Annotated in this window: 10 protein-coding genes; 7 read left to right on the plus strand and 3 right to left on the minus strand. The window is 64.0% G+C overall.

Annotation, left to right across the window (positions count from 1 at the left end):
- Positions 1 to 55 precede the first annotated feature (55 nt).
- Positions 56 to 3,661, minus strand: coding sequence for a methionine synthase (gene metH / locus IEX78_RS03335; RefSeq protein ID WP_188827204.1), 3,606 nt, complete (start codon positions 3,659 to 3,661; stop codon positions 56 to 58).
- 115 nt (positions 3,662 to 3,776) lie between these two features.
- On the opposite strand from metH, the gene IEX78_RS03340 reads away from it, so the two are divergent.
- The 7 genes from IEX78_RS03340 to IEX78_RS03365 all read left to right on the plus strand — a co-directional run bounded on the left by IEX78_RS03340 (position 3,777) and on the right by IEX78_RS03365 (position 12,149).
- Positions 3,777 to 4,670: a PAC2 family protein gene (locus IEX78_RS03340; RefSeq protein ID WP_188827205.1), complete on the plus strand. Its 894-nt coding sequence runs from the start codon at positions 3,777 to 3,779 to the stop codon at positions 4,668 to 4,670.
- A 25-nt stretch (positions 4,671 to 4,695) separates the two neighbouring features.
- Positions 4,696 to 7,233, plus strand: a complete 2,538-nt coding sequence (locus IEX78_RS03345; RefSeq protein WP_188827206.1) for an AMP-binding protein — start codon at positions 4,696 to 4,698, stop codon at positions 7,231 to 7,233.
- A gap of 413 nt (positions 7,234 to 7,646) precedes the next feature.
- Complete coding sequence (locus IEX78_RS03350; RefSeq protein WP_505806204.1) at positions 7,647 to 8,840, plus strand: NsdA family TPR-like regulatory protein; 1,194 nt, start codon at positions 7,647 to 7,649, stop codon at positions 8,838 to 8,840.
- A 236-nt stretch (positions 8,841 to 9,076) separates the two neighbouring features.
- Positions 9,077 to 9,199, plus strand: a complete 123-nt coding sequence (locus IEX78_RS24490; protein WP_268240868.1) for a hypothetical protein — start codon at positions 9,077 to 9,079, stop codon at positions 9,197 to 9,199.
- A gap of 229 nt (positions 9,200 to 9,428) precedes the next feature.
- Positions 9,429 to 10,421, plus strand: a complete 993-nt coding sequence (locus IEX78_RS03355; RefSeq protein WP_188827208.1) for an RDD family protein — start codon at positions 9,429 to 9,431, stop codon at positions 10,419 to 10,421.
- Positions 10,422 to 10,896: 475 nt separating this feature from the next.
- Complete coding sequence (locus IEX78_RS03360; RefSeq protein WP_188827209.1) at positions 10,897 to 11,718, plus strand: hypothetical protein; 822 nt, start codon at positions 10,897 to 10,899, stop codon at positions 11,716 to 11,718.
- The gene (locus IEX78_RS03365; protein ID WP_188827210.1) at positions 11,715 to 12,149 is read left to right on the plus strand and encodes a hypothetical protein; all 435 of its coding nucleotides are present in this window, start codon (positions 11,715 to 11,717) and stop codon (positions 12,147 to 12,149) included. Before IEX78_RS03360 ends, IEX78_RS03365 begins: the two co-directional genes overlap by 4 nt.
- 42 nt (positions 12,150 to 12,191) lie before the next feature.
- Here the strand turns inward: IEX78_RS03365 and IEX78_RS03370 are convergent, their stop codons facing one another.
- Both IEX78_RS03370 and IEX78_RS03375 read right to left on the minus strand, forming a co-directional pair.
- Positions 12,192 to 12,698, minus strand: coding sequence for a M15 family metallopeptidase (locus IEX78_RS03370; protein WP_188827211.1), 507 nt, complete (start codon positions 12,696 to 12,698; stop codon positions 12,192 to 12,194).
- Positions 12,699 to 12,708: 10 nt separating this feature from the next.
- A complete protein-coding gene (locus tag IEX78_RS03375; protein ID WP_188827212.1) occupies positions 12,709 to 14,085 on the minus strand; it encodes an ABC1 kinase family protein in 1,377 nt (458 codons plus the stop codon).
- Positions 14,086 to 14,098 lie beyond the last annotated feature (13 nt).

Below are 14,098 nucleotides of genomic sequence, written 5' to 3' on the forward strand. Positions count from 1 at the left end.
CCGCGTGATCGTGAGCAGTCTCACAATCACGCGGTGTGTATCGGGGTGAAAACGCTTACGCGTTGAAGTATTTCGCTTCCGGATGCAGCAAAACGAAGGCGTCGGTTGACTGTTCGGGGTGCAGTTGCAGCTCCTCGGACAGCGTGACGCCAATGCGGCCAGCGTCAAGCAAATCAACGAGCTTCGCGCGGTCTTCCAGGTCGGGGCACGCACCGTAGCCGAACGAGTAGCGAGCGCCTCGGTAGCCGAGCTTGAAGTAGTCGGCGATGTCGGCGGGATCGTCGGCGGCGACCGCGCGACCGTCGAGCGTGAGTTCCTCGCGCACCCGGCGATGCCAGTACTCGGCGAGCGCCTCGGTGAGCTGCACGCCGACGCCGTGGACCTCAAGGTAATCGCGGTAGTTGTCGCCCGCGAAAAGCTCGTTGGCGAAGTCGGCGATGGGCTGGCCCATCGTGACCAACTGGAACGGCAGCACGTCGACCTGACCGGTTTCGACTGCCTGCTCACGCGACCGAATGAAGTCGGCGATGCACAGGAATCGGTCGCGCTGCTGCCGCGGGAAGGTGAACCGATACCGTTCTGGCGCATCAGGTTTCGGCTCGGTCAGCACGATGACCTCGTCGCCTTCGGAGACCGCCGGGAAGTACCCGTACACCACGGCAGCGTGCTGCAACACCCCTTCGGTGGCGAGGCGATCGAGCCACGCGCGCAGCCGCGGCCGACCCTCGGTCTCGACCAAGTCCTCGTACGTCGGCCCGTCGCCCGCACGCTGACCACGCAAACCCCACTGCCCAAGGAACAGCGCGCGCTCATCGAGCAGACCCGAATATTCCGCTAGCGGAAGACCTTTCACTACACGCGTGCCCCAGAACGGCGGCGTCGGCACCGGCAGATCAGCGGCAACGTCTGAGCGCTCAGGCACCACGATCGGCACCTCGGCTGCCTTGCGTTCAGCCGCGATGCGCTTGGAGCGCTCGTGGCGTTCCTTGCGCTCGGCGGCCTTCTTCGCGGCGGCAATCGCTTCGGGGCTGGTCGGGTCGAGGCCACCACCGCGCTTGACGGTCATGATCTCGTCCATCAGCCGCAGGCCTTCGAAGGCGTCGCGGGCGTAGTGCACGTCGCCGTCATAGACCGCGGTGAGGTCGTTTTCGACGTACGAGCGGGTGAGCGCGGCACCACCGAGCAGCACGGGGAACTGTTCGGCGACACCCTTGCTGTTGAGTTCTTCGAGATTTTCCTTCATCACGACCGTCGACTTCACGAGTAGCCCGGACATGCCGATCACGTCGGCCTTCTTGTCCTGGGCGGCATCGAGAATGCTCGCGATGGGCTGCTTGATGCCGAGGTTCACGACCTCGTAGCCGTTATTGGACAGGATGATGTCGACGAGGTTCTTGCCGATGTCGTGCACGTCGCCCTTGACGGTGGCGAGCACGATGCGGCCCTTGCCCGAGTCGTCGGTGGCTTCCATGTGCGGTTCAAGGTGTGCGACAGCGGCTTTCATCACCTCAGCCGACTGCAAAACGAACGGCAGCTGCATCTGGCCCGAACCAAACAGCTCGCCAACGGTTTTCATGCCCGAGAGCAAGGTTTCGTTGATGATCTTGAGCGGCGGCACCGTCTGCATCGCCTCGTCGAGGTCGTCGCCGAGGCCGTTGCGTTCGCCGTCGACAATGCGACGTTCGAGGCGCTCGAACAGCGGCAACGCCGCCATTTCCTCCTGCCGCGACGCCTTCGACGACGCGGTCGACACGCCTTCGAACAGCGCCATCAGCTTCTGCAGCGGGTCGTAGTCCTCGCTGCGACGGTCGTAAATCAGATCGAGCGCGACCTGACGATGCTCGTCGGGAATCCGGCTCATCGGCAGGATCTTCGACGCGTGCACGATCGCCGAATCCAGGCCAGCCTCAACGCATTCGTGCATGAACACCGAGTTCAGCACCTGGCGCGCTGCCGGGTTCAAACCGAAGGAGATGTTCGAAAGACCAAGTGTCGTTTGCACATTCGGGTGCCGACGCTTCAGCTCGCGAATGGCCTTGATGGTTTCCTCGCCGTCCTTGCGCGACTCTTCCTGGCCGGTGCCAAGGGTGAAGGTGAGCGTGTCGACGATGATGTCGGACTCGTCGAGACCCCAGTTCGTCGTGATGTCCTCGATGAGACGCTCGGCGATCGCGACCTTGTGTTCGGCGGTGCGCGCCTGACCTTCCTCGTCGATCGTCAACGCGACGACGGCGGCACCGTGTTCGGAAACCAGGCGCATGATCTGCTGGAACCGCGAATCCGGGCCAGCGCCATCTTCGTAGTTCACCGAGTTCACCGCGCAGCGACCGCCCAGGTGCTGCAAACCCGCTTCCAGCACCGGCGGTTCGGTGGAGTCGAGCATGATCGGCAACGTCGACGCCGTCGCGAGACGCGAGGCGAGTTCGTTCATGTCGACCGCGCCGTCGCGGCCAACGTAGTCGACGCACAGGTCGAGCATGTGCGCGCCGTCGCGGGTCTGGTCCTTGGCGATTTCCAGGCAGCGCTGCCAATCTTCGGCGAGCATCGCGTCACGGAATGCCTTGGAGCCGTTGGCATTTGTGCGCTCGCCGATCATCATGATCGACGCGTCCTGCTCGAACGGCACCGCCGTGTACATGCTCGACACCGCGGGCTCATGTTCCGGGTTGCGCCGGTCAGCGATGGGCGGCAACGACTTTTCGGTCTCGCGCACCGCTTCAGCGACCTGACGGATGTGCTCGGGCGTCGTGCCACAGCAGCCGCCGACCATCGCAAGACCGAATTCATTGACGAACCCGCTCATCGCGACCGCGAGTTCCGCAGGCGTCAAGGGGTATTCCGCGCCGTTGGCACCAAGCACGGGCAGGCCCGCGTTCGGCATCACCGACACCGGGATGCGCGCGTGCCGCGACAAATGCCGCAGGTGCTCGCTCATCTCGTCGGGGCCGGTCGCGCAGTTGAGGCCGATCATGTCGATGCCAAGCGGCTCAAGCGCGGTAAGCGCCGCGCCGATCTCGCTGCCGACGAGCATCGTGCCGGTGGTCTCGACGGTGACGTGGGTGATGATCGGAATTCGACGGCCCGCGAGTTCCATCGCGCGCTTGCTGCCGGTGATCGCGGCCTTGACTTGCAGCAGGTCCTGGCAGGTTTCGATGAGGATCGCGTCGGCGCCACCGTCGAGCATGCCGAGCGCCGATTCGGTGTAGGCGTCGCGCAGTGAGGCGAACGGCGCGTGACCGAGGGTCGGCAGTTTGGTGCCTGGGCCCATCGAACCGAGCACGTAGCGCGGGGTGCCGTCGGCCGACGGGCCCATCTCGTCGGCGACGTCGCGCGCGATGCGGGTGCCACGCTCGGACAGGTCGCGGATGCGGTCGGCGATGTCGTAATCGGCGAGGTTAGGCAGGTTGCAGCCGAAGGTGTTGGTTTCGACGGCGTCGGCGCCAGCTTCGAAGTAAGCGCGGTGGATCGCGGTGAGCACGTCGGGGCGAGTGTCGTTGAGAATCTCGTTACAGCCTTCGAGGCCGCGGAAATCGTCGAGCGTGAGATCGGCTGCCTGCAACATCGTGCCCATCGCACCGTCGCCAATAACAACGCGCCGTCGCATTGTGTCGAGCAGCGTGGTGTCGAACCCGGTGGGACCCGTGGGTGATGACGCAGACATGGTTTCAAGACTAGTGGTCGAGTGCGACGTCTTGGACCACTGTGGGTGATTCGAGTGGCCTCGACCACAAGAGAGTCGCCACAAACAAAGTTGCGCCAGACACTAGGCTGACCGAGTGGACGCCAGTGAAAACCCCGAGATCCCGGAGACCGCGCTGCCAACGTTGCGTGATCCGGTGCTGGTCGCGGCCTTCGAAGGCTGGAATGACGCCGGTGACGCCGCCAGTGGCGCGGTGGAACATTTGGAGTTGATCTGGGACGCCGAACCGCTGGCCGAACTCGATTCCGAAGACTATTACGACTATCAGGTCAACCGGCCGACGGTTCGTCAGGTCGATGGTGTCACGCGCGAGATTCAGTGGCCGTCGACGATGTTGTCGGTGTGCTCGCCGCCCGGAAGCGACCGCGACGTCGTGCTGCTGCGTGGCATCGAGCCGAATATGCGCTGGCGGAGTTTCTGCTCGGACCTGCTTGAGTTCATCGAACAGCTTGGCGTGCAGACCGTCGTGATTCTCGGCGCGCTGCTTGCCGACACCCCGCACACGCGCCCGGTTCCGGTCACCGGCTCGGCGTACAGTCCCGAAGCCGCTGAGCGTTTCGCACTGGAACAGACCCGTTACGAAGGCCCAACCGGGATCACCGGCGTGCTGCAAGATCAGTGCGTGCGCGCGGGCGTGCCTGCCGTTTCGTTCTGGGCCGCCGTGCCGCATTACGTGTCGCAGCCGCCGAATCCCAAGGCGACGATCGCGCTGTTGCATCGCGTTGAAGAGGTACTCGACATCGAGGTTCCGCTCGGTGAGCTGCCCAATCAGGCCGAGGAATGGGAAGCGGCCGTGAACGAGATGACGCTCGGCGACGAGGAGATCAGCGAGTACGTGCGTTCACTTGAGGAGCGCGGCGACGCGGCGTTGGACCTCAACGAGACGATGTCGAAGATCGACGGTGACGCGATCGCGGCCGAGTTCGAGAAGTACTTGCGTCGGCGCGGGCCGGGCAGCTTCGGACTTTAGGCAAGCCTTGGCTTAGACTTCCGGGGTGCCGAGCAACTCGATCGTCGATGACCTGCGTGGGTTTGGCGACCGGGTCGCGGTGGTCACGCCCGGCGATGGCGACATCACCTATGCGCAGCTAGCCGAGCGGGTCGACGGCTTCGCCGCGCAGCTCGGCGACGTGCGTCGGCTGGTCGCGGTGGTCGCGCGCAATGACGTCGATTCACTCGTTGCCTATCTTGGTGCGCTGCGCGCGGGGTGCGTTGTGTTGCTGACCGGCGACCTGTCCGGTGACGTGCGTGCCACCTACGACCCGGACGTGATTGTCGAATTCGGGCGCGTTGTTTTCGCGCGACCGGATGCGAAGCACGATTTACATCCCGAGCTCGCGCTGTTGCTGAGCACTTCTGGGTCGACCGGGTCGCCCAAGTTGGTTCGCCTTTCGCACGGCAATCTCGTCGCGAACGCGGAGTCGATCGCCGAGTATTTGTCGTTGACCGCCGACGATCGCGCGGCAACGACCCTGCCGTTGTTCTACTGCTACGGGTTGTCGGTCGTGCATAGCCATTTGCTGCGCGGCGCGAGTCTGTTGCTTACCGAACGATCGGTGACTGAGCCGGAGTTTTGGCGCGAATTCGCTTCTTGTGCGGCCACTTCGTTCGCCACCGTTCCGTACACGATTGAGCTGTTGGACCGCGTCGACTTCGCCGCGATGTCGTTGCCGCGACTGCGGTACGTCACCCAAGCTGGTGGTCGACTCGCGCCGGAGCGGGTTCGGGAGTTCGCCGAACTGGGCGCGCGGGCTGGTTGGCAATTCTTCGTGATGTACGGCCAGACCGAGGCGACGGCTCGGATGGCTTATCTCCCGCCGGAATTGGCGTCGTCGCATCCGGACTGCATCGGCGTCGCGGTGCCGGGCGGGCGCTTCACCCTGGAACCGGTCGATGGTGGCGACGAGCTGGTGTACCACGGTCCGAATGTGATGCTCGGATATGCTTGCGCCCCAACAGATTTGGCGTTGGGCCGCACGGTGACGTCGTTGCGCACGGGTGATCTTGGCCGGCTGACATCCGACGGGCTGATGCAGGTGGTTGGGCGACGCAGCCAGTTCGCGAAAATCCTGGGGTTGCGGATTGATCTGGCGCACGTCGAGTCGGAGTTGGCGGCCGCCGGTTATCCGGCCGCGTGCGCTGAGGACGACGGGCGACTGGTTGCCGCGATCGTTGGTCGTCCCGGCGAGGTTGTTGACGCGTTGGCTCGCGCTTCTGGTCTGCCACGCACGTCGCTTGCCGCGATCGCGGTGGACGAACTCCCCCGCGCCGCCAATGGCAAGGTCGACTATCCCGCCGTACGGTCGCTTGTCGTTGCCCAAGACATCGACCGCGACGCCGCCGACCTCGACGCTGGCGAACGGATTCGCGCAATTTATGCTGAGGCCCTTGGCCTTTCGCTCGCACGAGTGTCAGGCGAGGCGAGTTTCGTTGATCTTGGCGGCACTTCCCTCACCTACGTGACCACGGCCGCTCGGCTCGAACGGGTCATTGGGCGTCTCCCCACCGACTGGCCGCAATTGTCGGTGCGACAGCTGCAACAGAGTCCGCGCAGCCGGTCGATGTTCGGTCGCGCCCTCGACACGTCAACCGCGTTGCGGGCGATCGGCATCGTGCTCATCGTCGGCTCACACATTCAACTGTGGGAGCTGTGGGGTTCCGCGCACGTTCTTCTCGCGGTGGCCGGGTACAACTTCGCGCGGTTCGCGGTGATGGACGCGCCTCCCGCGCGACGGCTGCGAGCGACGTTGACAGCCGTGGCGGCGATCGCGGTGCCGACCGTGGCGTGGGTGGCGATCGTGATGGCGTGGCAACCCGACTACTACAGCTGGCAAAACCTGCTGTTGCTCAACAAGATCCTCGGCCCCAACAACGACACCGCGGGTCACCTGTGGTTTTTGGAAGTACTCGTGTACTTCATCCTCGGTGCCGCGTTGCTGCTGCGCATCCCGATGGTCGCGCGGTGGGAGCGGCGTGCGCCCTTCGGCATCGCGTTCACCGTTTTGGTGTTTACGCTCGCGCTGCGCTGGGAAACCTTCGACATGTACCCCGGCAAGCAGGCCACGTTCTCGCCTATGGCCGCGTGGTTTTTCGCGCTCGGGTGGGCGGGTGCGAAAGCGACAAACCTGTGGCAGCGGCTGTTGGTGAGCGCGGTGGTGTTGGCGAGTGTGCCCGGCTATTTCGGGGTCACCGACCGCGAACGCATGGTGATGGTTGGTTTGCTGCTGCTGGTGTGGTTGCCCGCACTGCGGGTGCCCGGTGTGCTCGCCCTTGTCGCGGTAGCCGTTGCCGATAGTTCGATGTATGTGTATTTGCTGCATTGGCAGGTGTATCCGCTCTTCGGCGAGCACCAGCGCGCCGCGCTTATCGCATGCCTGCTTGTGGGAATCGCGGCCACCCAGGCCACCGTGTTGCTGCGGCGACGAAGCCCGTGGCTAATGGTCCAGGGTCAACACCTGAGCCGATGCCTCGTGCGCCAATTTGGCGATCAGCAGGTCGCGCGGAATGGTTTGACCAGCAAGGTGATCGAGTGAAGGCACAACAACATGGTGCGCGTCGGCACGCTTGAGTTCTTGAGTGAGCTCAGCGAACGCGGCCCCGTCGCCCGCGGTTGACTCGTGGAAGGTAGCGGCGAAACACAACCCCGCGGTGTGCGCGAGAGTGCGTAGCGCATCCTCCAATTCGTCACCGTGACCGTCGGCCAGATCGTCACGTAGATATCCATAAATCAACGCTTGCACCCGAACCTCCGTTGGATTGGGGACTGCCTGTTGATGCGATCTCTTCCAGTGTGCGCATTTGTGGCTGCTGGCAGCAGATGTCAACTAGATGACATCTACGTGCCCTCTTCGTGAGCCCGAATGGTAACTGCCGTACGCCAAACGTTAACTGGTGGGATACTACCGCCGTGACCGCAACTGATGATCGACCCGTATGGGCTGTCCGGATGCGCTCGGAACGTGATGCGAGGGGGTGGTCGCAAGCTGACGCCGTCCGTGCGATGCGTGCCAAGTCGTCCCAGAATCTGCCCACTGACAGTACGCTGCTGCGCAATTGGCGCCGCTGGGAATCGGGCGAATCGCGCCCTGACGAGTTTTACGCGCCGATCATCGCGGCCGCGTTCGAAACCGTCACTGCCGCATTCTTTCCCAAGTCCCGTCCTAACCGCGATGACGAGCTGTTATCGGCGACCGGTATGGACACATTGGAATTCATTGGCCGCCTTCGGATGTCAGATGTCAACAACGCCACCCTCGACGCTGTCCGCATTACCGCCCAACGACTCTGCTGCGAATACGCCTACGCCGACCCCCACCTCCTACACGCCGACGGCACCGCATGGTTGCGTCGCATCACCTCTTTGCTCGACGGTCGACTGAGTTTGGGGCAGCATCGCGAAATCCTCGTTCTCGCAGGATGGGTCGCGTTGCTGGTCGGTTGCGTTGAATACGATCTTGGGCGGCGCGCGGCCGCCGAAGCCACGCGGCGAGCGGCTGATTCGCTTGGGCGCGAAGCGGGGAACCCCGAGATTGTGGGGTGGGCGGCGGAGATGTCGGCGTGGTTCGCGTTGACGCAGGGCAACTTTCGCGGCGCGATCGAGGTGTCCGAGCAGGCGAAGGCGGGCACGTCGAAGGTCAGCGTTGGCGTGCAGTTGGCCGCGCAACGCGCGAAAGCCTGGGCGCGCCTTGGCGATCGGCGCGCGGTGGCCGCCGCGTTGGACGACGGTCGCGCGATCCTGTCGCGCATGGGCCACCCCGCCGACTTGGACAACCACTTCGTCGTCGACTCAACGAAATTCGACTTCTACGCGATGGACTGCTGCCGGGTATCCGGCCAGGACCGCATGGCCGAACGCTATGCGCAGCAAGTGATTAGGGATTCCACCCGCCCGGACGGCTCAATCCGCAACCCGATGCGAGTTTCGGAAGCACGCTTGACGTTGGCCGTGGTGGCAGTACGCGACCGCGATTTGGAACGGGCAGTAGAGGAGGGCTTGTCGGCGTTCGACTCCGGCCGAAAGTCGTTGCCGTCCTTGGCATGGATCGCGGGCGAGGCGGCACGGGAGCTAATCGAGCGCTACCCGGGCGACCCCCGCACCCAGCGCTTCCTTGAGCAGTTGAAGGGGTTGAGTGTGGGGTGAGCTGGCGGCGCCGCCGTTGCCCGGCGGCGCCCCCTTCGCGCGCACGCGTGCCGGTTCGCGAACCGCGCGCGTTGTCGTTATCTGGGGAAGCGGCTGCTCGCCGCGTTAGGTAAGCTGCCAGACCAATGCTTGGCATGCATTGACCGCCGGTGGGAGCGGCGGCGATGCGGACGACGCCGGGCTGGATGGCGCGTTAGCGCTCAGCAGCGCTGAGCCTAGTTAGGGGGGAAATAACAGTGACCGACAACCAACCGCCACGGGGCACTAACGGTGCCACGCCGTTGTTCGGCGGTTTCGACGACCCGCAATTTCCGTCGTGCTTGCTTTCGCTCATCGCGTTCGGTGGTGGCGATGACTGACGCCACCAATTTGCGTCTTCCGCGCGCTTGCTTCACGCCGCGAACGCTGTGGAATTTGGTTTGGACGACCGTGCGGTCGCTGGTCGTGATGGCGAGTGCGGTCGCTTGTGTGCCAGTGTTCAGTTACTGCACCAGCGTTCCAAAACGGGATCCGAACTACGACACAGCCGATGCTGTCGCTTTGTCATGCTTCTTCCTCTTCTTCCCCCTCCTGATTACCGGGTTCGTCATGACGCGAACCTCCTTCCGTCGCCTTATCGCGTCGCGGAAGCGGTGGGAAATCATGACTATTGAGCACCACCGTGATCGGATTCAGGAATGGGTTCGGCTCTTTCGGGCCGACGGCACTGTTGCCGGTGAGTTGATCCTTCGGCGGTGGATGAGGCGCACCTTTACCGACGACGACACCGTTGTCTGGTTCGCCGGGCGACCCGATAAATGCGGGCTCATCGCCATGCCGGGTGGTCGTCGAACGGTGCTTGCATACCGGTCGCTGTGGTACACGCCGCCGCCCTTCGGTCGCGCGCGAGTTAATCCCGACGGGTCGTATCGCAAAGAAGGATTCACCTTTATTGAACAGCCCGACCGAGAGCGCTGGGTGAAACCCGCTCCCCCGACACCTGAACCGAAACCGGAACCAGTCCTATACGGCGGTTTAGACGACACCCGATTCCCATCATCCCGTCGCCTCCGCCGGTCACTGGCATTCGCCGTGGATATCCTGCTGCATGGTGGAATCGCCTTCGCGATCGCGTATGTCGTTGGCGAAGCTTCGTTTCCGCCACACGATTTCACGCACCTCCACATCAACGCGCTCGCAGTCGTCGGGCTCTTTCTCGCCGTCTCTTTCTTCGACCGCGTCATCATTCAGGCAGCCACGCACACCACAATGGGAAAAGCGATCTTCGGGCTAGTGATTATCGACCGCGATACTGGCGTATATCCGCGCGCACGATGGTTGTTGGCAGCGTGGTTAGTGAGCACTTTCCTCGGAGCGATGACCGCCATGTGCCTCGCCATTTTGATCTTCGCCCAAGACCTGGGTGATATCGACGGGCCCAGGCGCCCGGAGCGCTACCTCCTACCGAGCGTCCGACGCAAGGACATGCACCAACCTCGCGCTACCGAGGACATATCGGTCGAGTCCGCTCCCTCAGCCCGCGAACCGGTCAACCAGTCATACGCGTCGGTCATCGAGCCACACCAGCATCAAGGAAGCTAACCCGGCGACGCAGAGGTAGCCGGACAGGGCGCGCGGCGAAAAGCCGCACGGAAAACATCCGAAAGCTGTTGCCCTCGCTTAGGTTTCGCGCGTCGTGAGGAATGCTCATGGTCAACCTCGCTTGACATATCAACAACGGGCGATCCCCAGCGTTATCCAGGCAATTGCCACGCATCGCTCCTACCCGCGAGCAATACCGCCAAGTAACGCACCTAGGAATTTCGCGGAATCGGTTGCTCGAAAACCCTTGTGCTGCCAGGATTTTGCTCACGCGACGAGCAGCCGATGATCGGCACGCCGCGCTCACCGCGCAGGTAACCGCGCGCCGAAACTGCACTCAACCAGGGGATTTGTCGTGCGAGAACGAACTTTTCGATGCCCGTCGCCAGCACATCAGCACCACTTCTTCACCCTGTTTCCGTCCGCGCGACTGCGGATGCGCTGAGTTCGCCGTAACTCATCTCAACCCAGTTCAGTGAAGGTGTCGCGTCTGCTCACCGGAATTGGAGTGTTGCCGTTGCTGGCCCGCCTGCGTCGGGATCGGGATCCGCGAATTTCACGGGACCCAACCCGACCACTTGAGACCGCCATCCTTGACGCGGAAAAGCAGTGCTCGTCGGGCACGCTCCGCGTCAGTGGCGACCCGGGTGGCGACGTGCTGTTCTGCCAAGGTCGCATCGTCGACGTAAAGACCAGCGGCGCACCAGGATTCGGCGCGCTAAGTCAGCATCCCGTCGGCGCGGCGCACACCCGATTGCTGCGGATGACCGCGACCGTCGACGGAATCTTCGCGATTGCCGCGGGCTGGATCGATACGTGCGACTGGCACACCACGACCGGCATCGACACAGAAGACGGCTATGAAGGCCAGTGGGTGCTAACCGAAGTCGAACGTCGATTGACCGCGCTCGCGGGCGTGGGCCTTTCGCCGTATCGAAATAGGTTGTACGCCACCCTGTTTGGACTACACCTGCAGGACGAAAGCACTAACGAGATCGTCACCCTCGCCGACGGTAACCGCACGTGCCGCGACCTCGCGTTCCTGCTTGGCCGCCCCCTCTACCCGGTGACGGTGGAGGTCGCGCGACTGCTCGCGAACGACATCCTGCGCGTCGCGCCAACAGCCGCCGCCGAAGCCCCGAACTCGACCAATCCCGCGCTCCCTAAGCGCCAGCGCGGGGCTAGCGGCGTCAATGACACGCTGCGCCCACGCCCACCCCAAGCGGCTCGACCGCCCACGACCGTCGTGGACGGGCCAGACACTCCGTACTCGCGGAGCACCGAGAGGATCTCATGAATACCAATAACCCCGGCCCTGCTTCGATGACGGAACGCCTTGGCGGACTGGTCAAATCACTGCGCAACGAGGTGCCCGACTGCGTCGCCACCGGCATCATCGACATGTCGACTGGCATGCTGCTGTCGGTCGAAACCGTCGACAACCACCCGGCCGAAGTGCTCGACCTCCTCGCCGCCGCCACCCTTGACCTGTTCCAGGGCCGCAACGTGGTGATGATCGAAGACATTTGGAAAGAACGCCGCGGCATCCGCTCCGACGAGCACTACTTCCAGGAAATCCTGGTCAACTCCAACAACCTGACCCACCTGTTCTTGCGCGCGGAAAGCCGCGACGACCTCGTTGTTGTCGTGGTCTGTCGCAAGACGGTCAACGTCGGCATGCTGTTCGCGCAGTCGCGTCGCGTGTTGAAGGAAATCGGCCGCATCTGATCCCCGTGAGCGCGCGCTCACCTGCGCGCGCACACGGCAGGACTAGCGGAAGCTGGCATCCGGCAAGCGCGGCGGGCACACCCCGCCCGGCGACGTTTGCAGCTCAAAGTGCCAATACTCATTGTCGAATGGTCGGCACAGTCCCCACCGGTTGCCGTTCGCCTCAAGCCACGCCGCGCCGTACTGCGGGCCGACGTCGATCGCGCGGCCGCTCACGTGCGTTGACTCGGCGGGCGGGAGTACCCAGCGGCGGGCTTCGTCGGGGCTGCCGTACGTTGCCAGGCCGTCCTGCCACAACCATTCCTGCTGCTCATGGCTGCGGTAACCCGAGGTGATCGACAATTCGACGCCCTCGGCATGTGCTTGCTGCTCGGCCAACGTATACGCGGCGGCCAACGCCGGGTCGAGGCCCTCGGTGCCGGCGGCGAACTGGGCGACCTCGTGCGGGACGGCATTCGCGATCCCGACAACGCCGCTGAGCAGGGCCGCGACCGCGACCGTGCTCGTGAGGAAACGGCCGACTATGCGCCCTGGCGCGGGGTGGCTCATGGCAGTGAGTCTAGTCACCTAGACGGGTGCGCCAGCGGGCAATTGCCTGTCCGACGGGTGTCGTCGGCGCTTCGTCATAAAGCCATTCGCGGGCGATGCGGTGCCAGTTCGTTCGCACGTTCAATTGACCGAGCGTCGCGAAAGTGAACAGGTCGGCGCGACGGGAAAACACGTGCTCATGCGGCAATAGTTGCCGGTGCACGGCGTCGAAACGCGTGGAGCGCGGGTCGGCGGCGAGCAAGAGCGCGGCCGTCGCGGTTGCCGGGCTGACCTCGATTTCCTCGTCAAGCAAATGCCAGCCAGCGACGGCCCACACGTACTCAAGGGTCTCAGCGGGCGTGACCGCCGAGGTCGGGTCGATGATGCCGCGACCCACCCACGCCGCATACAGGTCGTCCGCTCGGCCGTCGATCGCGGCGATCATGCAGGACCGTTCGAACTCGACGTGCGTCGCGTCCATCTCGTGGTAAAGCCCGAAGTCGAGGAAGGCGAGTCGCCCATCGTGGGTGAGCAGAATGTTGCCCGGGTGCGGGTCGCCGCAGAACTCGCGTTCCTGAAACATCCTGCTGAGGTAGAAGCGGTAGATGAGTTCGCCGTAATGCGCCCGGTCCGCTGGCGGCATGGTCCGTAGATCGTTGAACGGCCGCGCGTCGACGAACTCGCTGACCAGCACGTTCGGCCCGCATAGCGAAAGAATCGTGTCGGGGACGGTGATGAACGGGTGGCCCCGGTACTGCGCCGCGATGCGATGCTGGATCTCGGCTTCGCGGAGATAGTCGAGTTCGGCGGTCAGGTTGCGGGCAACCTCGCCCAACAGCGCGCTGTCGGCGATGCTCGGCAACACCGATTTGGCCATGCGGGCGAGAAATTCGAGATTGTCGATGTCGGCGGCAACGGCCGCGTCGACGCCGGGATATTTCGCCTTCACCGCGACAACGCGCCCGTCATGCAATATCGCGCGGTGCACCTGACCGATCGAAGCGGCGGCGGTCGGCGTCGGGTCGAATTCGGCGAAAGTTGTTGCGAGCGGGCCTAAGTCGGCCTCAATGACGGGCCGGATGCGGTTGAAGTCGATTGCGGGCGCGTTGTCGCGCAGCGTCGCGAACTGTTGGCGGAACCGTTCGCGATGAGATTCGGGAACGAAGTCCAAATCCAGCACCGACGCCATTTGGCCCAGCTTCATCGCCGAGCCCTTGAGCGCGCCCAGCACCGCGACCAACTGCTGCGCGGTGCGCAACGACGACTCTTCAGCAAGCACGCGACGCGCTTCCTCGGTGCGACCAACAACGGAAAGCCGCCGCCCGATTTCGCGCGCCGCCTGGGCTGCGGCGAACGTGCCGAGCTTCGCGCTGCGGGCAGCTCTGCCGCGCGGCAATGCGTGTGCCATGCCCGCGACCCTA

The sequence above is a fragment of the Nocardia camponoti genome (assembly GCF_014646135.1).
GTDB lineage: Bacteria > Actinomycetota > Actinomycetes > Mycobacteriales > Mycobacteriaceae > Nocardia > Nocardia camponoti.